Annotated in this window: 16 protein-coding genes and 2 pseudogenes; 14 read left to right on the top strand and 4 right to left on the bottom strand. The window is 40.9% G+C overall.

The window, feature by feature from the left end; translation table 11 throughout:
• Window positions 1–5: 5 nt before the first annotated feature.
• Window positions 6–188, top strand: coding sequence for a hypothetical protein (locus J8Z25_RS14490; RefSeq protein WP_250661263.1), 183 nt, complete (start codon window positions 6–8; stop codon window positions 186–188).
• 255 nt (window positions 189–443) lie between these two features.
• On the opposite strand, the gene J8Z25_RS14485 is transcribed toward J8Z25_RS14490, so the two are convergent.
• Complete coding sequence (locus tag J8Z25_RS14485; protein WP_074989424.1) at window positions 444–1,391, bottom strand: IS30 family transposase; 948 nt, start codon at window positions 1,389–1,391, stop codon at window positions 444–446.
• Window positions 1,392–1,497: 106 nt separating this feature from the next.
• Between J8Z25_RS14485 and J8Z25_RS14480 the strand changes: the two genes are divergently transcribed.
• Both J8Z25_RS14480 and J8Z25_RS20810 read left to right on the top strand, forming a co-directional pair.
• Window positions 1,498–1,995: a sugar transferase gene (locus J8Z25_RS14480; protein ID WP_250662038.1), complete on the top strand. Its 498-nt coding sequence runs from the start codon at window positions 1,498–1,500 to the stop codon at window positions 1,993–1,995.
• Window positions 1,996–2,160: 165 nt separating this feature from the next.
• Complete coding sequence (locus tag J8Z25_RS20810; RefSeq protein WP_284693402.1) at window positions 2,161–2,292, top strand: four helix bundle protein; 132 nt, start codon at window positions 2,161–2,163, stop codon at window positions 2,290–2,292.
• Between the two features lies 1 nt (window position 2,293).
• Here J8Z25_RS20810 and J8Z25_RS14475 read toward each other — a convergent pair whose 3' ends face one another.
• The gene (locus tag J8Z25_RS14475) at window positions 2,294–3,193 is read right to left on the bottom strand and encodes an IS5 family transposase (RefSeq protein ID WP_250661049.1); all 900 of its coding nucleotides are present in this window, start codon (window positions 3,191–3,193) and stop codon (window positions 2,294–2,296) included.
• A gap of 74 nt (window positions 3,194–3,267) precedes the next feature.
• Between J8Z25_RS14475 and J8Z25_RS14470 the strand changes: the two are divergent.
• The 5 genes and pseudogenes from J8Z25_RS14470 to J8Z25_RS14450 form a co-directional block, all read left to right on the top strand.
• A pseudogene (locus J8Z25_RS14470) lies at window positions 3,268–3,540 on the top strand (four helix bundle protein); the annotation flags it as partial.
• Window positions 3,541–3,752: 212 nt separating this feature from the next.
• Window positions 3,753–5,717, top strand: a complete 1,965-nt coding sequence (locus tag J8Z25_RS14465) for a polysaccharide biosynthesis protein (protein WP_250661262.1) — start codon at window positions 3,753–3,755, stop codon at window positions 5,715–5,717.
• 142 nt (window positions 5,718–5,859) lie between these two features.
• Entirely contained in the window at window positions 5,860–7,026 is a 1,167-nt protein-coding gene (locus J8Z25_RS14460; RefSeq protein ID WP_250661261.1) for a nucleotide sugar dehydrogenase, read from the top strand.
• Between the two features lie 364 nt (window positions 7,027–7,390).
• Complete coding sequence (gene galU, locus J8Z25_RS14455; protein ID WP_250661260.1) at window positions 7,391–8,299, top strand: UTP--glucose-1-phosphate uridylyltransferase GalU; 909 nt, start codon at window positions 7,391–7,393, stop codon at window positions 8,297–8,299.
• 792 nt (window positions 8,300–9,091) lie between these two features.
• The gene (locus J8Z25_RS14450) at window positions 9,092–9,463 is read left to right on the top strand and encodes a GxxExxY protein (protein WP_250661259.1); all 372 of its coding nucleotides are present in this window, start codon (window positions 9,092–9,094) and stop codon (window positions 9,461–9,463) included.
• Window positions 9,464–9,695: 232 nt separating this feature from the next.
• Here the strand turns inward: J8Z25_RS14450 and J8Z25_RS14445 are convergent, their stop codons facing one another.
• Together J8Z25_RS14445 and J8Z25_RS14440 are read right to left on the bottom strand one after the other, a co-directional pair.
• Entirely contained in the window at window positions 9,696–11,105 is a 1,410-nt protein-coding gene (locus J8Z25_RS14445) for an MBL fold metallo-hydrolase RNA specificity domain-containing protein (RefSeq protein WP_250661258.1), read from the bottom strand.
• Window positions 11,106–11,639: 534 nt separating this feature from the next.
• A protein-coding gene (locus tag J8Z25_RS14440; RefSeq protein WP_250661090.1) for an IS3 family transposase occupies window positions 11,640–13,186 on the bottom strand; the annotation gives its coding sequence in 2 pieces (ribosomal slippage) (window positions 11,640–12,706 and window positions 12,706–13,186; 1,548 coding nt in all).
• 699 nt (window positions 13,187–13,885) lie between these two features.
• Between J8Z25_RS14440 and secA the strand changes: the two genes are divergently transcribed.
• The 6 genes and pseudogenes from secA (at window position 13,886) to J8Z25_RS14410 (ending at window position 23,192) form a co-directional block, all read left to right on the top strand.
• Window positions 13,886–16,594 (top strand): preprotein translocase subunit SecA, encoded by a 2,709-nt coding sequence (gene secA / locus J8Z25_RS14435; RefSeq protein WP_130050504.1) that lies wholly within the window; start codon window positions 13,886–13,888, stop codon window positions 16,592–16,594.
• A gap of 62 nt (window positions 16,595–16,656) precedes the next feature.
• Window positions 16,657–17,058 carry an 8-oxo-dGTP diphosphatase MutT gene (mutT, locus tag J8Z25_RS14430; protein WP_250661257.1) on the top strand — a complete coding sequence of 134 codons (402 nt, stop codon included), beginning with the start codon at window positions 16,657–16,659 and terminating at the stop codon, window positions 17,056–17,058.
• Window positions 17,059–17,197: 139 nt separating this feature from the next.
• On the top strand, window positions 17,198–18,232 hold the full coding sequence (locus tag J8Z25_RS14425; protein WP_250661256.1) for an IS110 family RNA-guided transposase: 1,035 nt from the start codon (window positions 17,198–17,200) through the stop codon (window positions 18,230–18,232).
• A 241-nt stretch (window positions 18,233–18,473) separates the two neighbouring features.
• Window positions 18,474–18,632: pseudogene (locus tag J8Z25_RS14420) on the top strand (IS110 family transposase); the annotation flags it as partial.
• A gap of 614 nt (window positions 18,633–19,246) precedes the next feature.
• Window positions 19,247–20,793 (top strand): IS3 family transposase gene (locus tag J8Z25_RS14415; protein WP_250661090.1). Its coding sequence is split into 2 segments (ribosomal slippage): window positions 19,247–19,727 and window positions 19,727–20,793, totalling 1,548 coding nucleotides; the frame shifts between segments, so codons are not numbered across the junction.
• A gap of 326 nt (window positions 20,794–21,119) precedes the next feature.
• Window positions 21,120–23,192: a M13 family metallopeptidase gene (locus J8Z25_RS14410; protein ID WP_130050506.1), complete on the top strand. Its 2,073-nt coding sequence runs from the start codon at window positions 21,120–21,122 to the stop codon at window positions 23,190–23,192.
• The last annotated feature ends 358 nt before the right edge of the window (window positions 23,193–23,550 follow it).

Genomic DNA, 23,550 nt, shown 5'->3' with positions numbered 1-23,550 from the left:
AAAAATTGGGTAAATTAAAGAATGTAGCATGGTTTTGTCTTGAAAAAATCATAATATTGGGTGGGGGGCTAATAACATCAATTTTAGTTGCTAGGTATTTAGGTGCTGAGCAGTTTGGGGTGTTTTCTCTGGCTGTGACATTAACGGCTTTGCCTGTGGCGGTATCTCAATGGGGGGGGGCTATATAACTTTTAATAACTCAAGCAATATCAGGCGTATCGCATTATTCATACGTAGTACGTTAGTTTTTAGACTATTATCTTACCTTCTAGTTTTAACTCTTGTATTAATATTTTTGGTTATTAGTGATGTAGAAGCTAACAATGTTCAAATTATAGTTATCGTTATGTTGGCCGGTTTGTTTCAGGGGTTGGATTTATACCAACATTTTTTTAATGGCGCTCTATTCGCGAATTCAAGTCCGAAGTGCACCACTCGCTAAATTAGGCTGCTTTGCGTAATTCATCGAATATTACCGCTGGTTGCCTAAACCCTAGACATTTTCTCGGCCTCGCATTGAGCGCCTTTTCTATGTGCGCAATTTGCTTATCTGTCACCGTTCGTAAATCAGTGCCTTTGCGAATATATTGACGCAACAAGCCATTAAAGTTCTCATTTAACCCTCTTTCCCATGATGAGTAGGGGTTAGCAAAGTAGATGTCGGTTTTTAGCTTGTCTGAAACATGCTCATGTTCACAAAACTCACTCCCGTTGTCTGCGGTTATCGTATGAACATGGCGTCGATAGCGCCACAGCATACCTATCATTGCTCTGCTCACTTGCGCTGCACTTTTTGCTGGCACTTTGCGTATCAGGTAAAACTTACTTGTACGCTCGACTAAACTAACGATTGCTCCCGTACCATGCTTGCCAAGTACTGTATCCGCTTCCCAATCACCAAATCGTGTCTTAGTGTCAACAATCGCAGGTCTATGTTCAATGCCAACACGATTTGGGATGATGACACGTTTGCTTCGGCTGCCTTTACGATAACGTCTGTGCCCTTGTCGCAGGTGTTTGTATAGCTTGCCACCACTCAATTTATCTTTTTGAATATAGCCATAAATCCATTCATGACTCACAGGATGCCCGATAATTTTGCTTACACCCGCAACCTGCTCAGGGCTCCATTTTTGCTCCAATCCAAACTCAACGAACGCAATTGTAAGTGCTGGCATGGAATACTTGGCAGCTAGATGTTTTCGTTTACATGCCTTTGAATGTGCAACCTCAGGCAAGTAATGACTTCGAGTACTATTGCGCCTAACTTCACGACTTATAGTGCTGTGGCTCACTTTTAGCCTTTTCCCTATCTCTCGATAGCTAAAACCCTCGCGTAAGTAGGCCTCAATCTGGTATCTTTGCCCTTCGATCAACTGCTTGTAACTCATGGTATCTACTCTTGTTTTTTGGCGATTACAGAGTACCACCAACAGGCAGTTGATCTCTTCTCACCGTTTAACCATGAGTGGTGCACTTATTATCTGAATTCGGGCCCTGCCATTTTTGGTTATTTTATATATTATTGGCTTGTTTGATACTGGCTCACCTATTTTTACTCAAGAGCGTGTTGGCCGAAATAAAAAGCCTTTTACTTTAGTTAAGTTTAGAACCATGAAGGTTGATACTGCATCGGTTGCAAGCCACTTAGCAAGTACCGCATCTATCACGCCTTTTGGTGGTTTTTTACGTAAAACAAAGTTAGACGAGCTACCGCAATTATGGAATGTATTAAAAGGCGAAATGAGTTTGGTTGGCCCGCGCCCTGGTTTATTTAACCAACAAGAGCTAATAGCAGCACGTGATGCTAAAAATGTTTTTGCAGTGCGCCCAGGTATTACAGGCCTTGCACAAGTGAACGAAATTGATATGTCTACCCCAGAGTTATTAGCAAAAACAGATCGTGAAATGATTGATACTCTAAATTTAAGCAATTATTTTAAATATATACTCATGACAGTGACTGGCAGTGGTAGTGGGGATAGGGTTAAATAGATGAAAGATAAAAGATAAAAGATAAAAGATAAAAGATAAAAGATAAAAGATAAAAGATAAAAGATAAAAGATAAAAGTGACACGAGTTCAGGCTATAAATGGAAAAGTTATAGGCAAAAATAATACTCTAAAGTTAAAAGGCTTAAGCTAGGTAAAAGAGATTTTATGCAATTTGAAGATTTAGCTGTATGGCAGCGATCTGCTGACTTAGCATGTGATATTTATAAACACTTTAAAGCAAGTAAAGAGTTTGGAGGCCTTGTTGATCAAATACAGCTCTCTAACAAACTCACTTAACTTACTGATATTTAGGCAGACCAAGGGTGTTGATCTTATTTAGCGCCTTCACTTTGATCATCGCTTCAACCAGCTGGCGATTGTAATCACGCGCATTTAGCTTAGCCCCCATCAACTGTTTAAAACGGTACATCGCTGTTTCTGCTAATGAGCGCACATGATATCCACTGAGCTTTTTCCATTGTGCGATTCCTAACTTATTGCACAACATGACAGCCTCATTGCGTGGATGCTTATCAGTCCACAGCCGTGCATTCTCTCTCGGCGGGATAGCAGGTATCGCGCCTTTTTCAGTAATTTCTGCATAGCAGCGGCGGCTATCATAAGCACCATCAGCGCTCACTCTATCTATACGCCGGCGTAATGGTCTTATCAAATCTTGGAGGGTCTCGCCGTCGGTGACGTTACTGAGCGTCATTTGCGCCCCCACAATATCATGCGTGTTGGCATCCACCGCAAGGTGCAGTTTTCGCCACTTTTTTCTTGCCTTTACGTGGTGCTTCTGTGCATGCCATTCACCTTCGCCAAACACCTTAAGTCCTGTGCTATCAACTACAATATCTACAAATCCAGTGGTGCGGACTTTACTGCGAAATTTAATATTCAACTCAGCACTGCGCTTACACAGACAACTGTAGGTTGGGGCTTCAAGCGGAAGCTTCATCAAAGATAATACCGATTGTGTGAACCCTTGTAGTGCCCTGAACGACAAGCCAAAGACAGCTTTGAGTGTTAAGCAAGTTTCAATAGCAAGATCAGAGAAATGATTAGAGCGGCCACGCCCACCGTGAGTACATTCGTTATACCAATGACGCGTTGCTTTTTCGTCAAACCAGAAGCGAATATTACCGCGGTTAACGAGGGCTTGATTATAGTGAGACCAGTTTGTGATTTTGCTCATTGTTGTTGCACGGGCTAGTAGGATATAGATGATCTGATCACAGGCTGGCAAGATAGTTCAAACTTTTAGGAAACAACGCCGAGTTTGGACTGAAAGATCAAATAACACGTTCAGCTTTATCTATTTCATCAAATATTGCTGAGGGGTATGAGAGGAAAACCTCTAAAGATTATGCGCGTTTTCTATCATACTCAAAAGGTAGTTGCGGTGAACTACGTTCTCAAATTTATATTGCAGTTAAAATTGACGAAATTGACATAAAAACATCTGAACTTTGGATTGAAGAGACAAAGCAGCTCTCCAAAATGTTATCAGGATTAATGAAATCAATTGAGTCATGGGGTTAGGTTAGTATGCTACCTTTGACCTTTGACCTTTGACCTTTGACCTTTGACCTTTGACCTTTGATTTTCTTTAAAAATCAATAATTAGTGAAAATGTATTAGTTTTTGGTGATTTTTACTCTCACTAGCTATATTATATGGATGTATAACAATCATTAAGCTTTTGCTCAGTTAGGACAACTGATAATTCAAGCTTAATACAAAAGGGATTTCAAGTGGATAAAATAATAGACTCTATCTTTAACGCGCCTCGTTCTAAAAAGCGCGCTATAACTCTAGTTGTTGACTCATTTTTTATTTTTTCGGCCTTTTGGCTAGCCTTAGTTGTACGGCTCGACAGCATGGCTCCTTTATATGTGCTTGAGTACTGGTTTGTACTTGGCTTACTGTTGCCTACCTCATTAATTACTTTTGTTAACCTTGGTTTATATCGTGCGGTGCTACGTTATATGAACGCTCAAGCTCTTTGGGCGATTGTTATTGGCACCTTAGTTGCCACTGTAGCGCTGGTTATATTCTCGTTTTTTTTAGGGGTGATGATGCCCCGTTCTATGCCTTTTATTTTTGCTTGGCTTTGTTTATTAACTGTGGGTGGTTCACGTATTGTAGTGCGCGCTATGATTGGAAAAATGTCTACCTCACATAAAGAGCAAGTGATTATTTATGGTGCTGGGTCATCAGGTAGGCAATTAGCAACGGCGCTAGAGGCTGGCCCAGAGTACCATGTACGCGCATTTATAGACGATGACGTAACAAAGCAAGGCTCAATTATTCAAGGCGTGCCTGTATATGCATTTAACGACATACATACCCTAATTGATAAGCGCAACATTGGTAAAATATTACTGGCTATGCCAAGCGAGAGTCGCTCTCGCCGTAAAGAAGTTTTAGCTTTACTTGAGCCTTTAGCAATACAAATTCTGTCGATTCCTGGCATGGCCGATATTGTTGAGGGTAAAGCTAAGCTTTCTGAATTTAGAGAAGTGGAAATAGAAGATTTATTAGGCCGTGATTCGGTAGAGCCAAAACCTGAGCTAATGGCTGCGAATATAACAAATAAAGTAGTTATGGTTACCGGGGCTGGTGGCTCTATTGGCTCTGAGCTATGCAGGCAAATTATTAAGCAGCAACCTAAACAGCTTATTTTGTTTGAGGTAAACGAGTTTGGTTTATACTCAATCGAAAAAGAGTTGTGCGAATATATTCAAGCGAATGAGCTTGGTATTGAACTTGTGCCAATTATGGGTTCTGTGCAGCGTATTAACCGCATTGAGACGGTAATGACCACCTTTGGTGTACACACTGTTTACCATGCTGCCGCTTATAAACATGTACCTTTAGTTGAGCACAATGTGGTTGAAGGTGTACGTAATAACGTATTTGGTACCTACTATGCGGCTAAGGCGGCTATGAATGCTAAAGTCGAAACCTTTGTACTTATATCTACCGACAAAGCTGTACGCCCAACCAATGTTATGGGTGCGACTAAGCGCATGGCCGAGTTATGCTTACAAGGTTTAGCGCAAAATAAAGGTAAACAGCATAATACCCGTTTTTGCATGGTTCGTTTTGGTAATGTATTGGGTTCAAGCGGCTCTGTAGTGCCATTATTCCGTAGGCAAATTAAAGAAGGCGGACCAATAACCTTAACTCACCAAGATATAACACGCTTTTTTATGACCATTCCAGAGGCGGCCCAATTAGTAATACAAGCCGGCGCTATGGGGAAAGGCGGCGATGTATTTGTACTCGACATGGGCGAACCCGTAAAAATTAAAGACCTTGCGACAAAAATGATTCGCTTATCGGGTTTTGAGGTTAAAAGCAGTACTAACCCACATGGTGATATTGCTATAGAGTGCACAGGCTTACGCCCGGGCGAAAAACTCTATGAAGAGTTATTAATAGGCAGTAATGTGGGCGAAACTTGCCACGAGCGAATTATGACCGCCAATGAAGTAATGCTGCCGCTTGCCGAAATTAATGTATTTTTAGAGGCATTTGATATTGCTTGCCATAATTTTGATCACGAAACAATTCGTCAGCTACTATTAGACGCACCTACAGGCTTTAACCCTACCGATGGCATATGCGATTTAGTATGGAATGCTAAACAAAGTAAAGAACAGAACACAATTCATGAACTTTCAATGAGTAAAGTCGTTAATTTAAAGGGTTAACTTCAGATTGTTATTCTTTGAAATTATTAACCATAATTTTAAAGGATATTAGTGGTTATAAACATAAAAGTGGTAAAGTATGAGCTATTCATATTGAGAGCTTGAATAGCTCTACTTTTAATCAGCTTTAATGGATAACCTTATGAAAATAGCAGTAATGGGTACTGGTTATGTTGGCCTGTCGAATGCAATGTTGCTTGCGCAGCATAACGAAGTAGTTGCCCTAGATATAGACGAACAAAAAGTTAGTTTATTACAAGACAAGCAATCACCGATTGTTGATACTGAAATAAGCGACTTTTTGTTTAATAAGCCGCTTAATTTTACTGCTACCACTAACAAAGAATCAGCCCTTTTAAATGCTGAATTTGTTGTAATTGCTACCCCAACAGACTACGACCCTGACACAAATTATTTTAACACTCGCTCAGTTGAGTCGGTGATTAGCGATGTATTAGCAATTAACCCTACTGCAACCATGGTGATTAAATCAACCGTCCCTGTTGGTTACACTAAATCGGTTAAAGAGCACTTTGGCACAGATAATATTATTTTCTCGCCAGAGTTTTTACGTGAAGGTAAAGCACTTTACGATAACTTACATCCATCACGCATTATTGTTGGTGAGCAAAGTGAGCGAGCAAAAACATTTGCAAATTTATTGGCAGAAGGTGCTGTAAAAACTGATATCGATATTTTATATACAGACTCAACCGAAGCAGAGGCTATTAAGTTATTTTCGAATACTTATTTGGCAATGCGTGTAGCTTATTTTAACGAGCTAGATAGCTATGCAGAAAGCCATGGCCTAGATGCAAAACAAATTATTGAAGGCGTAGGGTTAGACCCTCGCATAGGTAAGCACTATAACAATCCATCGTTTGGTTATGGCGGTTACTGTTTACCTAAAGATACCAAGCAGCTACTCGCTAACTACCAAGACGTACCTAACAATATGATTCGCGCGATTGTAGATGCCAACACGACCCGTAAAGATTTTATTGCAAATTCAATTATTAAACAAAACCCTAAGGTAGTTGGTATTTATCGTTTAGTAATGAAGTCGGGCTCTGATAATTTTAGAGCGTCTGCCATTCAAGGCATTATGAAGCGTATTAAAGCAAAAGGCATTGAGGTAGTAGTTTACGAACCAACCTTTGAGGGCGAAGCATTTTTTAATTCGCGTGTAATTAAAAATCTTGATGAGCTTAAAAGTATCTCTGATGTAATTGTATCGAACCGCATGGCTGATGAGCTGCAAGATGTAGCCGACAAGGTTTATACCCGTGATTTGTTTGGTAGTGATTAAGGAAAAGGCGGTATCGTAGGCGTGAAATTTATTTCGCGCGAAAATATTTTTCACAAAGAGAAGTGAATGAGAAAAGAATGAGGAAGTGATAATAATGTTTGTTGTTTCCTCTAAAGCGTAGCGCCTCGGTGTACTCTATGGTTCAAAGTGTTTTTACAAAATTTGCATAAAGAGAAAAGAATGAGAAGAGAATGAGGAAGTGATAATAATGCTTTTTGTTTTCTCTAAAGCGAAGCGCCTCAGGATTTCTTTGTGATTACTGGTTTTAACGAAAAATAAAATTAAAAACCATTCAGCTTGTATCTACTTTGGTACTGTTAGTTTGGTGTTATTGTAGATTAAATTATTAAATAAGGGACTAATTATGAAAGCTGTGATTCCAGTTGCGGGCCTTGGTACTCGTATGCTTCCAATGACTAAAGCTATTCCAAAGGAAATGTTACCTATAGTTGATAAACCGCTTATTCAGTACATCGTTAACGAATGTATTTTGGCTGGTATAAAAGAAATTGTATTAGTAACCCACAGCTCTAAAAACGCCATTGAAAACCACTTTGATACCAGCTTTGAGCTAGAAGCAACACTTGAAAAGCGTGTTAAACGTACACTGCTTGAAGAAGTCCGCTCTATTTGCCCGCCAGATGTAACCATTATGCATGTTCGCCAAGGCGAAGCTATGGGCCTAGGTCACGCAGTGTTATGTGCAAAACCTATCGTGGGTGATGACGACTTTGTTGTAGTACTGCCAGACGTGATTTTAGATGGTTACACCGCGGATCAAAAAACCGAAAACATTGCCGCGATGGTTAAGCGTTTTAAAGATGTTAAAGCAAGCCAGATCATGCTTGAACCTGTACCGCAAGAAAGTGTTCATAAGTACGGTATAGCTGATATCGGTGGCGTTAAAATTAAAGCGGGCGAAAGCGCACCAATTAAAACTATGGTTGAAAAACCAAAGGCTGAAGAAGCACCATCTAACTTAGCGGTTGTTGGCCGTTATGTCTTATCAAAAGCTATTTGGCCCTTACTTGCTAAAACACCTGCAGGTGCTGGTGGCGAAATTCAATTAACAGATGCCATAGATGAGCTAATGAAAACAGAAGTTGTTGAGGCTTTCCACATGAGTGGCCGAGCTCACGACTGCGGTGACAAGCTAGGTTATTTAAAAGCGATTATTGAGTACGGTATGCGTGATGAAAAACTTGGTGATGAGTTCTCTGAGTTTTTAAACGATATCGTTACACCTAAAGTGAGTCGCTTGAAAGCAGTTTAATCTGTTTTTGAGTTTCTGAAATATTCAAACGCCTACACATTGTGTAGGCGTTTTTGTTTATTAGATAGAATTTTAAACACAAAGGGGGTGAGGATTACAGATTGAGATAATTAATAGACTTAAGGTGAATGTGTAGACTCTATACTAAAGTGATATTTGATACCGTAGGTCTGAAATTTATTATGCACGTAAGATCTCTTTTGAACCACATAGGACACAGAGAACACAGAGGTAAATACGGCAAGACTAAAAACTCAGAAAGAGCTGTTTGGTAGTGTTATGTTAGTTTGTGGGATGTTTTGGATACCAAAATTTTAAGAGCTTTGAACCACAGAGGGCACAGAGGAAGAGAAAGAGGTATAAGGTGCTTTATCTTCAGCCCGGTGTTTTATGAGTTTTAGAATTAATTTAATTTTCTCTATGTAGCGCGTAGCGCCTCGGTGTGCTCTGTGGTTCAGAGTGTTTATGTCTTTAATCTAATTAGAACCGCAGAGGGCATAGCATAGATAGCACAGAGGAAGAGAAGGAGGTCTTTAAGCTTTCAGCCGTTAGGTTTCAGCTAAATTGTGTTGTTTGTGGGTCAGACATTGGTTGATGGAATGGTGTTGTATATAAGACGCACCAAGCAGGTGTGACGCCTACTGTTTAATATTTTATTTATCCATGTAGCGCGCAGCGCCTCGGTGTGCTCTGTAGTTCAAAAAGTATTTTTCGTATTATTAGTAAGATAATTTAAGCTATTCTTACATTATAAACAGCTTTTAAATGTTCAATATTAGCAAGGATGGCTATATGGAAATGGATATAATTACCCGTAAAGTAATAGTGTGCGCTATTGAGGTACATAAACAATTAGGGCCAGATTTATTAGAGTCTATCTATGAAAGTTGCTTGGTATATGAATTGCTGCAAGTTGGCTTTTCACCACTTAACCAAGTTGAGTTACCTATTTCATACAAGAGTGTCTGTTTAGATGCTGGGTATCGACTTGACATATTGCTTCCAAAGTCGCTAATTATCGAATTGAAAGTAGTAGAAAAGCTTTTACCCATTCACACAGCACAGTTAATTACATATTTAAAATTAACCGACATCAAAACAGATTTGCTTATTAACTTTAATGTTACAAGGTTAGTGGATGGTATTAAGCGAATTCAAGTTTAGTTTTTCTCTTGGCTTCAAATCTAATTGTAACCTCAGATTTATTAGGTAAAACGTTCTCTTAATTAGAGTTTTCTTCTCTATGTAGCGCGCAGCGCCTCTATGTACTCTGTGGTTCAAATTATTCAAATCGAATTACACCACAGGCGGCACAGACTGTTCTCTAAGGTAAAACCTCTTATTACAATTATTTCTCTGTGTAATCTGTGGTTCAAAGCAATATAAATAGATAAATCTAAGTAGCTATTTCAATCTTGGTTTTATCGCCCAGTAGGGCTTGGTATTTTTTAGCCAAGGTTGCTTTAGCTTCGTCATCGCCATGAACAATTTTGATTAACTTAGGCTTCTTTTTCATACCCGTTACAAACCTAATTAGCCCGTTTTGGTCTGCGTGGGCGCTGTAGCCACTGATAGTATGTATTGCTGCATTTATATAAATCTTCTCGTTATTAATATAAACGTAGCCACCACTAGGCCCATAAGTTTGAATATCGCGCCCTAACGTGCCCTTGCCTTGATAACCCACAAAAATGATATCGGTTGTTTTGTCAGGTAAAAACCGATCTAAATAGTTAACGATCCTGCCTCCGGTGCACATGCCACTGGCTGCGATTATAATTGCTGGCTGCTGCCTTGAACTTAAAAAGTTAATGAGTGCCATGTGTTCTTGATGAGTATCTATAGTATGCAGTTGGCTAAAGTCTAACGGGTGGCGGCCTTGTTTTATGCGCCTTTTTGCCTCGTTATCCCAAAGGGTTTTAAAGTGTTGGTACTCAGCAGTGAAATTAGCAGCCATCGGCGAGTCAACAATCACTTGCAGCGTATGCCACATTGAATTTTTGCGTGCAGAGTGAATAATTTGCTCAAGCTCATATAGTAGCTCTTGCGTACGGCCAATACTAAACGCAGGAATAAGCACCACGCCGTTATCTGCAACGGCTCGCTCTATAATATTTTTTAAAACCTTTACCCGTGCCTTACGGCCATCATGGTTTTTATCACCATAGGTAGATTCAATCACAAGCGTATCGGCACGATAGGGCGGTTTAGGCGATGGCAATAACGGTGTGTAAGGCGCACCCAAATCACCAGAGAATACCACTCTGTGGTTATTTGGCTTTTTACCAAGCTCAATTTCTACATAGGCAGAGCCAAGAATATGGCCTGCGCGTTGTAGGCGGAGTTTAAATAAAGCTTCGTTGTATTGGGTTTGCGATATAACTTCTTCGGGGCTAAAGCCCACTCCTACTGGGATGGGGTACCACTTGTTGAAATCGAGGGGAACAAGTTGCTGTTTTAGTCTTCTTATACAGGTATTTATTATGGTTTCATCACGTGTTACGCCTAGTTTTAAGGCGTCTTCAATCACCATTGGTAATAGTTTTGCGGTAGCGATAGATGTATAAATAGGCCCTTTAAAGCCAGCTAAAAATAGGTAAGGTATGCGACCTACATGATCAATATGGCAGTGGGTAATTATAAGCGCTTTTACTGTAGATATATCAAAGTCGATGTTGAGATCTTCGTGGCTGTCTTCGCCCTGAAACAACCCACAATCAATGAGTATTGAGTTGTTGTCGTCAATAATAAGCTGGTGGCACGAGCCTGTAACACCCTTAACTGCTCCGTGGTGTTTGATATGCATAATTATATCCTTATTTTTGAAGCACATGTTCAGCATAGAGGTTATTGATAATAACGGCAACGAGCAAAGTTCAACATGGAGTGATGGAATTTTCATAAATCACGAGCTATCAGTTTTCAGCTGTCAGTTTGAGGCTGAATGGTGTTGCTTGTTGGTGATGTGATAATTTGTTAATGGGTTGCTGAATTCAGCCTCATTTTTAAAGAACATTTGCACAAAGAGAAGTGAATGAGTAAAGAATGAGGAAACCTTAATATTGTTTTCTTTTAAGCGAAGGATTTATAACTATTTTTAAGTTTTTAACTTTTTCTGACCACAGATTACATAGAGAACTTAGAGGAAGAGAAGGAGAGACCAAACCTCTTTTAAATATTGGTTTCTCTGTGTAGCGCGCAGCGCCTCGGTGTTGTGGTTCAAATATTGTTTTTACACAAAGAGAAGTGAATGAGAAGAGAATGAGGGATCCTATAAATCTTATAAGTTGTTTTCTCTTAAGCGGAGTTTTTCAAGTTAGTTGTCGCCTCAAGTTAAATTTTATGCCGCCCGCATTTCTTCTTTTTTCTCAGGGTTTAAATTTACTTCATTTATCATTGACCAGTCTCGTGACTTTCCTGACCAACGACTTGGGTTATTCAATTTAGCTGCGTCGTTTACCTGCTGACGCTTAGCTAATATTTCTTTATCTAAACCTGAATGACGTTGGTTTGGCGTCACAAATTTTATACCACTGTGTAGGTGCTCATTATTGTACCAATCAACGAACCCACTTACCCATTCTCTTGCTGCGCTTATATCTTCAAATGCCTTTTCTGGGTATTCTGGGCGATACTTTAACGTTTTAAATAACGACTCAGAGTATGGATTGTCATTACTTACTGACGGTCGACTAAATGATGGCACAATCCCTAACTCCTGTAATGTTGCCAGTAATGTCGCGCCTTTCATTGGGCTACCATTATCTGAGTGCAACGTGACTTGCTCGCGCTTTATTTGCTCCCGACTGCAAATATCCTTCATTAAATCTGCGGCTAATTCACTTAACTGTGTGTCGTAAACCTGCCAGCCAACAACCTTTCGACTAAAAATGTCCATCACTAAATATAAGTATAAAAATTGCCCTTTTACGCTCGTTGGTAAATAGGTGATATCCCAAGTGTATACTTCATTTGCACGCACTGCTTTCAATGCTCTTGGCTTTTTCATCGGCTTAGCTGGCTTTACTTTTTCTCTATGCGTTAATAAGTTATGTGCCTTCATGACACGATAAAACGAACTTTCAGACGCTATCCATATGCCCTTATCAAGCAGCTTAGGGACTATTTTACTGGCCGGTAAATGCCCATATTCGGCTGAATTAACCGTATTAATAATGCGCTGCCGCTCTAACTCTGTGAGACGGTTTGGCGGCTGTTTTTTCGTACTCGTCCGTTTGTCAGTCATATCGTCTGCTTCAATCCATCGCTGAACGGTTCTTAGTGTCAGTCCAAGTAACTCACATGCCTTTTCTTTCCTTGCCCCTGAAGCCTGTGCGTTTGTGATAAGCGTTATTAATTCATGTCGCTCAGTCGCTGTTGTTAATCGTCCTCGTTGAAACCCCAAAGTGCATCCGCTTTTTTTTTGAGCACAAGCAGAGCGGCAGTTTCAGCTAAGGCCTTATCTTTGCGATTCAGTTCTTTTTGCAGTTGCTTTATTTCTTGCTTAAGCTGTTTACTGTCTGACTTTACTGTTTTATTTGAAGGTGGTGTTACTAAGTCTTTCTTCCATTGCTGAATATGATGCGGATAAAGCCCTATATTACGGCAGTATTCATTTATGGCGGCTTCATCTAAACTTCCACACTCAATGACCGCGTTGAGCCTTTCTTCTAAACTCCAGTCTTGTGGTCGTTTTTCTGCTGTCATTTGGCTACCCGTCTGGTGTATTTCAAGTTGATGCTTTTTTGCCAGTGCTATCCAACGTTGTAACGTTGAATAACCGACACCTAAATCATCTGCAATATCTTCTAAGCGAACATCATCACATTGAGATAATGCTTTTTCAACAGCTTGAACTTTAAATTCTTGTGTAAATTGACGTCTCATTTTATTTGCCTCTGCTAAATGTTAGAGGCGACAACTATCCTGACACAGGGGGGTTTAGAGCAATTCACGGCTGAAGCCGTTCCTACGAATTTAAAAACTTTTACGCAAAGAGAAGTGAATGAGAAGAGAATGAGGAGACCACGAGATTATTTTTACTTCCTCTTCAGCGAAGCGCCTCTTGGCCTCTTTTAAATATTGGTTTCTCTGTGTAGCGCGCAGCGCCTCTGTGTTCTCTGTGGTTCAAATATTTTTTTCGCAGACTGAGCAAGTAGGTCGTGCTTTAGCACGTCATTGGTGAAGGATATAATATATTGTCGCCATAAATGACTACCTACATTTACAAAATCGAATTTCGTCACTCTAATCGCCTTTTTTCTTCGCTGATCTTGATTTTATTTCGATTGTCGCCATATCTACTCAGTGGTCTTGTTTTCACCTTTTTTATGGGGTTAGATCAAAGATTATGGCTGATTTTTAAATTTTCTTGCCGAAATTCCATATCTTCACACACAGAAGGTTTGATGTTGCGCAGACTCTGGTATGATAGCGCACGAAATAAGCGGTGTTTTAAACAGCGTACTGACAAATTGCTAATTAATATGCCCTACATCATGAGCATAAGCGCATATTAATTATCAATTGAAGAAAATGGGTTGGCTAATGACTAGCTAACAAAGAACATATTGTAACGGTTTTATCATGATATCTAATTTATTTACCAAGATTTTTGGTAGTCGCAATGACCGCACTATTAAAAACCTAAGAAAGACGGTCGCTCTAATTAATGCGCTTGAAAAGCAATTAGAAGCGCTTTCTGATGAAGATTTAAAAGCAAAAACAGCTGAATTTAGAGAGCGTTACGATAACGGACAAAGCCTAGATGATATTTTACCAGAAGCATTTGCTGTGGTACGTGAAGCATCTAAGCGTGTAAATGGCATGCGTCACTTCGACGTACAGCTACTAGGTGGTATGGTTTTACATCAAGGCCGCATCGCAGAAATGCGTACTGGTGAAGGTAAAACACTAACAGCAACATTACCTGCATACCTTCGTGGTTTAACAGGTAAAGGTGTTCACGTTATTACCGTGAACGATTACCTTGCAAAACGTGACGCCGAAACTAACCGCCCACTATTTGAATTTTTAGGCCTAACAGTCGGTTGTAACGTACCTGGCATGATGCCACAGCAAAAGAAAGTAGCTTACGCTGCTGACATCACTTACGGTACTAATAACGAATTTGGCTTTGATTATCTTCGCGATAACATGGCATTTAGCATTGATGAGCGTGTGCAACGCCCACTTTACTACGCAGTAGTGGATGAGGTGGATTCAATTCTAATCGATGAAGCGCGTACGCCGCTGATTATCTCAGGTCCAGCTGAAGACAGCTCTGAGCTTTACATCGAAATTAATAAAATTGTGCCAGAACTTGAGCTACAAGAAAAAGAAGATGAAGAAGGCGTTGAAGGCGACGGCGACTTCACTATCGATGAAAAGTCGAAACAAGTTCACTTAACTGAACGTGGCCAAATTAAAGTTGAAGAGCTACTGATTGAGCGTGGCTTAATCCAAGAAGGTGATTCACTTTACTCTGCATCAAGCATCACTTTATTAAGCCATGTGTATGCAGCACTTCGTGCTCACAAGCTTTATCAAAAAGACGTTGATTACGTTGTTAAAGAAAACGAAGTTATTATTGTTGATGAGCATACAGGCCGTACAATGGAAGGTCGTCGTTGGTCAGAAGGTTTACACCAAGCTGTTGAAGCTAAAGAAGGTGTACGCATTCAAAATGAAAACCAAACTCTGGCATCGATCACATTCCAAAACTACTTCCGTTTATACGACACGCTAGCGGGTATGACAGGTACTGCAGACACTGAAGCGTTTGAATTCCAGTCTATCTATGGTCTAGACACAGTAGTAATGCCAACTAACAAACCGATGATCCGTGACGATCGTGCTGACCTTGTGTACTTAACACAAGAAGAAAAGTACGAAGCAATCCTTGCTGATATCAAAGATTGTCAAGAACGAGGTCAACCGGTACTTGTTGGTACTATTTCTATCGAAAGCTCTGAGTACTTATCGCAGTTCTTACGTAAAGAAAAAATTAAGCACAACGTACTTAATGCTAAGTTCCACGCGCAAGAAGCAGACATTGTCGCCGATGCTGGTTTACCTGGCACAGTAACCATTGCAACTAACATGGCCGGTCGTGGTACCGATATCGTGTTAGGTGGTAACTGGAACAGCGAAGTTGAAAAGCTAGAAAACCCAACGGATGAACAAATCAAAGCGATTAAAGATGAGTGGCAAAAACGCCATGATGCGGTAATCGAAGCGGGTGGTCTACACATCATTGGTACTGAGCGTCACGAGTCTCGTCGTATCGATAACCAGTTACGTGGTCGTTCAGGTCGTCAAGGTGATGCAGGTTCAAGCCGTTTCTACTTATCAATGGACGACGCGCTAATGCGTATCTTCGCTGGTGAGCGCATGACTAACATGATGCGTAAACTAGGTATGCAACGCGGTGAAGCAATTGAGCACCCTTGGGTTAACCGCGCAATCGAAAACGCACAACGTAAAGTTGAAGCACGTAACTTCGACGTTCGTAAGCAATTACTTGAGTACGATGATGTAGCAAATGACCAACGTCGTGTTGTTTACTCACAGCGTAACGAACTACTTGAAGAAGGCGATATTTCAGAAACTATCACAGCAATTCGCAGCGATGTTCTAAACGGCACGATTGACCAATACATTGCACCGCAAAGCTTAGCGGAAATGTGGGATATCCCAGGTCTTGAAGAGCGCTTAAAACAAGATTTCTTAATTGAGCTGCCAATTTCACAATGGCTAGCTGACGATAGCAAACTATACGAAGAGAAACTTCGTGAGCGTATCGAACAAGCGGTTGAGCAAGCTTACAAGCAAAAAGAAGAGATGGTAGGCGAGTCAGTTCTACGTCAATTCGAAAAAGCGATTATGCTACAAAGCCTAGACCAACATTGGAAAGATCACTTGGCAGCGATGGACCACCTTCGTCAAGGTATCCACTTACGTGGTTACGCACAGAAGAATCCTAAGCAAGAGTACAAGCGTGAATCGTTCGAGCTATTCTCTGAAATGCTTGAGAACTTAAAAATCGACGTTGTAGGTATTTTAAGTAAAGTACAAGTTCGCGCTGAAGAAGATGTTGAGAAAGTTGAAGAGCAACATCGTCGTAGCGAAAATGCACCTCGTGAATATCAACACGAAGAAGCTGAGCACATCGGTGGCGAAACACCAGAAGGCGCAGTAGTTACTCAACGTGCAGAGCCTAAAGTTGGCCGTAACGAGCCGTGCCCATGTGGTTCAGGTAATAAATATAAGCAGTGTTGCGGTAAATTAAAATAACCAAAACATGGTGATAAAAAGCGACGCTTGCGTCGCTTTTTTTATGATTAAGGAAACAACAAATGACTAAAAAAGTAGTGCATGTTGCTGTTGGCGTTATTTATAAAGATCAGCAGTTATTTATTTGTAAGCGTCCAGATGACAAACACCAAGGCGGCTTATGGGAATTTCCCGGCGGTAAAGTAGAGCAGGGCGAGAGCGTATTTGCAGCGCTAAAGCGTGAGCTGTTAGAAGAAGTAAACCTAACGGTTAATGGCAGTGAAGAGCTGATGGTTATTGAGCACGACTATGGCGATAAATGTGTGCGCTTAGATGTGCACATTGTAGATGATTTCTCAGGCATTGCTCATGGCGCAGAAGGCCAACAAGGCAAATGGGTTGCACTAAACGAGCTTGATGATTACAGCTTCCCAGCTGCCAATGTTGAGATTATCGAAAAGATAAAGCAGAGGTTTGAGCAATAAGCTTTCAGCTTTCAGTTTTGAGCCGAACGGTGTTGTTTGTAGGCCAACCTCATAGGAGATGTATGGACTCCTCCCCCAAATAGGGTGAGTACGGTATAAAGAGATTGGACAATTACTTTTACCAATAAGGAATCCATACATGTCAAAATTTAACCTAATTAGTATCGACTTGGCAAAAAATGTTTTTCAAGTCGGTAAGTTTTTTCATCAAAAACTACAAAGTAATAAAGCGGTGAGCAGAAAAGAGCTACTAACCATACTCACTACGTCACCTCGTTGTAAAGTTGTCATGGAGTCATGTGGCGGTGCTCATTATTGGGCACGCAAAGCGCGTAGTGTTGGTCATGAAGTCGTGATTCTAGACCCTCGATTTGTCAAAGCATTTAGAGTTGGCCAGAAAACGGATGCAAATGATGTCATTGCAATAGCTGCGGCTTCTTTCTCACCCAATGTTCGCCCGTGTAAATCACTGACACAAGCACAGCAAAGCTTACAATCAATCGAGCGAATGCGTGCGTTAGCTGAAAAGCAAAAACGGCAGTTGGCTAATCAAGTCAGGGGCCTGTTACTTGAATTTGGAATTGTAATCAAGCAGTCAGAATGCGCGTTTAGGCAAGCTATCCCTGAGATTCTAGAAGATAGCGATAATGGATTAACCGCTGGTTTAAGGCAGTGTATAGCTCAGTGCTATGAATTATTTAAAGCGCAATCAACATTAAAAGAAACATTAAATGAGTTACTGATAGGTTTAGTAAAACAAGATGAGCAATGTGAACGCTTACTGGCACTTGAGGGTGTCGGGCCTATCACAGCGGTTGGTTTATTAATAAGCTTAAGTGACACAGCCCATTTTACGAGTGGACGTAATGCGGCAGCCAATGTTGGTGTCACCCCGCGCCAGCACTCAAGTGGTGGAAAAGTACGAATAGGTCATATAGCCAAATACCGTGGCGAGATAACATTACGGAGCCACTTGTTTCTCGGAGCCAGAGCAGTCATCAGTCAGCTAAAGCATCGCGAGCCAAAAACGAAAAAAGAACAATGGCTCAAAGCATTAGTTGAAAGACGCGGTGTGAAGTGCGCCGCCATTGCGTTAGCAAATAAAACAGTTAGGACAGCGTATGCCATGCTGAAAAAGGGCACGAGTTATGAACCAATGCTACTGGCAAATTAATATTTAGCCTTCGATAACAGAAACAACAGTATTGACCAAGAACCTGCGTTAAGCGGTTAGACCCACCCTTGATAGCCTGTAAAGTACCTGGCGTGTTAAAACACCGAGTAGGAGAAGAGGCACAAGGGCGCGAATACATCAAAGGGCCGAGGTAGCTCCTCATTATGAGCCCGCATATAAGCACGCAGTCTGACAAAATTAACGAAGGGTATTGTGCAATAGGAGGAGTCCATATAAGCATCGCGAGCCAAAAACGAAAAAAGAACAATGGCTCAAAGCATTAGTTGAAAGACGCGGTGTGAAGTGCGCCGCCATTGCGTTAGCAAATAAAACAGTTAGGACAGCGTATGCCATGCTGAAAAAGGGCACGAGTTATGAACCAATGCTACTGGCAAATTAATATTTAGCCTTCGATAACAGAAACAACAGTATTGACCAAGAACCTGCGTTAAGCGGTTAGACCCACCCTTGATAGCCTGTAAAGTACCTGGCGTGTTAAAACACCGAGTAGGAGAAGAGGCACAAGGGCGCGAATACATCAAAGGGCCGAGTATGAGCCCGCATATAAGCACGCAGTCTGACAAAATTAACGAAGGGTATTGTGCAATAGGAGGAGTCCATATAAGGTACTTTAGTGCCGAAAAATACTTCACGGCTAAAGCCGTTCCTACGGTTTGATGTAGGCGTGAAGTTTATTTCACGCGAAAATAATTACACAAAGAGAAGTGAATGAGTAAAGAATGAGGAAACCTTAATATTGTTTTCTTTTAAGCGAAGGATTTATAACTATTTTTAAGTTTTTAACTTTTTCTGACCACAGAGTACATAGAGAACATAGAGGAAGAGAAGGAGAGACCAAACCTCTTTTAAATATTGGTTTCTCTGTGTAGCGCGCAGCGCCTCGGTGTCTCTGTGGTTCAAATAAGTTTTTCACAAAGAGAAGTGAATGAGAAGGTAATGAGCCCCCTGTGTCAGGATAGTTGTCGCCTCTAACATTTAGCAGAGGCAAATAAAATGAGACGTCAATTTACACAAGAATTTAAAGTTCAAGCTGTTGAAAAAGCATTATCTCAATGTGATGATGTTCGCTTAGAAGATATTGCAGATGATTTAGGTGTCGGTTATTCAACGTTACAACGTTGGATAGCACTGGCAAAAAAGCATCAACTTGAAATACACCAGACGGGTAGCCAAATGACAGCAGAAAAACGACCACAAGACTGGAGTTTAGAAGAAAGGCTCAACGCGGTCATTGAGTGTGGAAGTTTAGATGAAGCCGCCATAAATGAATACTGCCGTAATATAGGGCTTTATCCGCATCATATTCAGCAATGGAAGAAAGACTTAGTAACACCACCTTCAAATAAAACAGTAAAGTCAGACAGTAAACAGCTTAAGCAAGAAATAAAGCAACTGCAAAAAGAACTGAATCGCAAAGATAAGGCCTTAGCTGAAACTGCCGCTCTGCTTGTGCTCAAAAAAAAAGCGGATGCACTTTGGGGTTTCAACGAGGACGATTAACAACAGCGACTGAGCGACATGAATTAATAACGCTTATCACAAACGCACAGGCTTCAGGGGCAAGGAAAGAAAAGGCATGTGAGTTACTTGGACTGACACTAAGAACCGTTCAGCGATGGATTGAAGCAGACGATATGACTGACAAACGGACGAGTACGAAAAAACAGCCGCCAAACCGTCTCACAGAGTTAGAGCGGCAGCGCATTATTAATACGGTTAATTCAGCCGAATATGGGCATTTACCGGCCAGTAAAATAGTCCCTAAGCTGCTTGATAAGGGCATATGGATAGCGTCTGAAAGTTCGTTTTATCGTGTCATGAAGGCACATAACTTATTAACGCATAGAGAAAAAGTAAAGCCAGCTAAGCCGATGAAAAAGCCAAGAGCATTGAAAGCAGTGCGTGCAAATGAAGTATACACTTGGGATATCACCTATTTACCAACGAGCGTAAAAGGGCAATTTTTATACTTATATTTAGTGATGGACATTTTTAGTCGAAAGGTTGTTGGCTGGCAGGTTTACGACACACAGTTAAGTGAATTAGCCGCAGATTTAATGAAGGATATTTGCAGTCGGGAGCAAATAAAGCGCGAGCAAGTCACGTTGCACTCAGATAATGGTAGCCCAATGAAAGGCGCGACATTACTGGCAACATTACAGGAGTTAGGGATTGTGCCATCATTTAGTCGACCGTCAGTAAGTAATGACAATCCATACTCTGAGTCGTTATTTAAAACGTTAAAGTATCGCCCAGAATACCCAGAAAAGGCATTTGAAGATATAAGCGCAGCAAGAGAATGGGTAAGTGGGTTCGTTGATTGGTACAATAATGAGCACCTACACAGTGGTATAAAATTTGTGACGCCAAACCAACGTCATTCAGGTTTAGATAAAGAAATATTAGCTAAGCGTCAGCAGGTAAACGACGCAGCTAAATTGAATAACCCAAGTCGTTGGTCAGGAAAGTCACGAGACTGGTCAATGATAAATGAAGTAAATTTAAACCCTGAGAAAAAAGAAGAAATGCGGGCGGCATAAAATTTAACTTGAGGCGACAACTAACTTGAAAAACTCCGTGAGCAAGCCAAAAGACAAATTCTCTTAAGCGGAGCGTCTCTTATCCTCTTTGTGAGTATTAAGAGCACTTTGCGATATAAAATCGCGCCTACAATGCTCACTTACTGTTTATTTTCCCCTCCCACCGCTCAAAAATGCGGCTCACCTTGTTTTGATAAGAATTGTTACATATTAGGTTTTATTGTTTAGCGCGAGAGGTTTATTATGGGGAAAGCGAAAAACTAATGATTAATTATGTTTACTAGTTTTTCGATAAATACTTCAAAAATAATTAGTACGGGACTCCCATGAAAAAAGTAACACTTACCGCGGCAAGTATCGCACTTGCGCTCGGTCTTGTTGGTTGTGGTGAAAAAGAACAAGAAACTAAAGCACCAGCAACTGCGGCCGTAACTGAAGCAAAAGCACCTTTAAATTCAGGTATTGAACTTGCGAACATGGACAAATCTGTTCGTGCACAAGATGACTTTTACTATCACGTAAACGGCGAATGGTTAGAGAAAACTGAAATTCCAGGTGATAAATCAAACTACGGTTCATTTACTCAGCTTTACGATGATTCGCAAAAAGCGATGAAAGAAGTGCTAGAAAAAGCAGCGGCAAACAAAAATGTTAAGCCGGGCTCTGATGAAGCTAAATTAGCTGCATTCTATAACAGCTATATGGATGAAGCGGGTCGTGAAGCGGCAGGCATCAAACCATTATCGCCAGTTCTTGAAAGTGTTGATGCAGTAAAAAACAAATCTGATCTTGTTGCTTTAATGGCTGAACTTCGCATTAAAGGCGGTAGCTTACCTTTTGGTTGGTACGTAAACAACGATGCGAAAAACTCTAGCGAAAACGCGATGTATGTTTATCAATCAGGTTTAGGTTTACCAGATCGTGATTACTACTTAAAAGATGATGAGAAATTCACAAAAATTCGTGAAGCTTATCAAGAATATGTAACAGCTATCTTAAGCAAAGCGGGTGTAGCTGATGCAGAATCTGCGGCTAAAGCTATTATTGATCTTGAAACAAGTATTGCCGAGGCGCAGTGGAGCCGTGTTGAAAGCCGTGATGCAACTAAGTCTTACAACAAGATGAGCGTTGCTGATGCGAACAAACTGACAGGTGACTTCGACTTTGCTGCTTATCTTGATGCGTCTGGTATAAAAACAGAAGACGTAATTATTCGCCAGCCTAGCTACCTAGAAAAGTTCGCGGGTATTTACAGCGATACAGACTTAGCTACTTGGCAGAACTACCTTAAGTTCCACTTTGTTAGTAACTATGCAGGCCTTTTAGATAAAGAGTTAGTAGACCTTAACTTTGATTTCTACAGCACAACACTGCGCGGTGTAACAGAGCAATCACCACTTTGGAAAAAAGCAGTTGATGCATCAAACGGTGTGTTAGGTGAAATACTTGGTAAAGTATACGTGAAAGACAACTTCCCACCTGAAGCGAAAGCACGCATGGAAGAGTTAGTTGATAACGTAATCAAAGGTTACGCAGTTGCGATTGAAAACCTTGAGTGGATGAGCCCAGAAACAAAAATTGCTGCAAAAGAAAAACTTGATAAGTTCACGCCAAAAATTGGTTACCCAGATAAATGGAAAGACTACTCAGCACTTGAAGTAAAAGGTGATGACTTAGTAGGTAACTACATTCGCCACAGTGAGTGGGAATATGCAGATATGACCGACAAACTAGGTAAGCCAGTTGACCGTTCTGAGTGGCACATGACACCACAAACAGTAAACGCTTACTACAACCCTGTGAACAACGAAATCGTATTCCCAGCGGCTATCTTACAACCACCATTCTTCAATCTAGAAGCTGATGATGCTGTTAACTACGGTGCAATCGGTGCGGTAATCGGCCACGAATTAGGTCACGGTTTTGATGACCAAGGTGCGAAGTACGATGGTGACGGTAACTTACGTAACTGGTGGAGCGAATCAGACCTTAAACAGTTTGAAGAGCGTACAGGTCAGCTAGTTGCTCAATATAATGAGTACAAACCATTTGAAGATGCAAGCGTAAATGGTCAGCTTACATTAGGTGAAAACATTGGTGACTTAGGTGGCTTAACCGTTGCTTATACTGCTTACCAGTTATCACTTGGTGATGAAAAAGCGCCTATCATTGATGGCTACACAGGTGATCAGCGTTTCTTCATGGGTTGGTCGCAGATTTGGCGTCGTAAATATCGTGACGAAGAGTTACGTAACCGTCTAATGACAGACCCTCATTCACCAAGCCATTACCGTGTAATCGGTATTCTTTCAAACATGCCAGAGTTCTATCAGGCATTTGATGTGAAAGAAGGTGACAAGATGTATATCAAACCAGAAGATCGCGTAAAAATTTGGTAATTGATTATCGATTTAAAAAAGGCTCTGAGTGAACGCTCAGAGCCTTTTTTGTTTGGAGAGGCTTAAGCCGATATTTGATGTAGGCGTGAAATTTATTTCGCGCGATGGTTGAGTATTGCGTGATGTTTAAAACGCGCCAAGCAAGCGTGACGCCTACGTTTGAGATAGCCGTGAAATTTATTTCGCGCGATGGTTGAGTATTGTGTGACGTTTAAGACGCGCCAAGCAAGCGTGACGCCTACGGTGATCTAGGCGTGAAATTTATTTCGCGCGGAGTTTTTGTATTGCGAGGTTCAAACATTTTTGGTGTAAATTGGCTAGGTGTATTATTAAGTTCTAAGATCAGGTTTTACCTTCA

It is taken from the genome of Pseudoalteromonas sp. SCSIO 43101, assembly GCF_023650775.1.
In the GTDB taxonomy this organism is placed as follows: Bacteria; Pseudomonadota; Gammaproteobacteria; order Enterobacterales; family Alteromonadaceae; genus Pseudoalteromonas; species Pseudoalteromonas apostichopi.
The sequence above is the reverse complement of the archived record's forward strand: the minus strand, read 5'-3'. Positions and strand labels throughout refer to the sequence as shown.

What these genes read in the sequence shown, in the direction of transcription:
- J8Z25_RS14485 (WP_074989424.1), bottom strand. Translation starts at nt 1,391, where the DNA reads ATGAGTTACAAGCAGTTGATCGAAGGGCAAAGATACCAGATTGAGGCC.
- J8Z25_RS20810 (WP_284693402.1), top strand. Translation starts at nt 2,161, where the DNA reads ATGCAATTTGAAGATTTAGCTGTATGGCAGCGATCTGCTGACTTAGCA.
- J8Z25_RS14475 (WP_250661049.1), bottom strand. Translation starts at nt 3,193, where the DNA reads ATGAGCAAAATCACAAACTGGTCTCACTATAATCAAGCCCTCGTTAAC.
- J8Z25_RS14460 (WP_250661261.1), top strand. Translation starts at nt 5,860, where the DNA reads ATGAAAATAGCAGTAATGGGTACTGGTTATGTTGGCCTGTCGAATGCA.
- galU (WP_250661260.1), top strand. Translation starts at nt 7,391, where the DNA reads ATGAAAGCTGTGATTCCAGTTGCGGGCCTTGGTACTCGTATGCTTCCA.
- J8Z25_RS14450 (WP_250661259.1), top strand. Translation starts at nt 9,092, where the DNA reads ATGGAAATGGATATAATTACCCGTAAAGTAATAGTGTGCGCTATTGAG.
- J8Z25_RS14445 (WP_250661258.1), bottom strand. Translation starts at nt 11,105, where the DNA reads ATGCATATCAAACACCACGGAGCAGTTAAGGGTGTTACAGGCTCGTGC.
- secA (WP_130050504.1), top strand. Translation starts at nt 13,886, where the DNA reads ATGATATCTAATTTATTTACCAAGATTTTTGGTAGTCGCAATGACCGC.
- mutT (WP_250661257.1), top strand. Translation starts at nt 16,657, where the DNA reads ATGACTAAAAAAGTAGTGCATGTTGCTGTTGGCGTTATTTATAAAGAT.
- J8Z25_RS14425 (WP_250661256.1), top strand. Translation starts at nt 17,198, where the DNA reads ATGTCAAAATTTAACCTAATTAGTATCGACTTGGCAAAAAATGTTTTT.
- J8Z25_RS14410 (WP_130050506.1), top strand. Translation starts at nt 21,120, where the DNA reads ATGAAAAAAGTAACACTTACCGCGGCAAGTATCGCACTTGCGCTCGGT.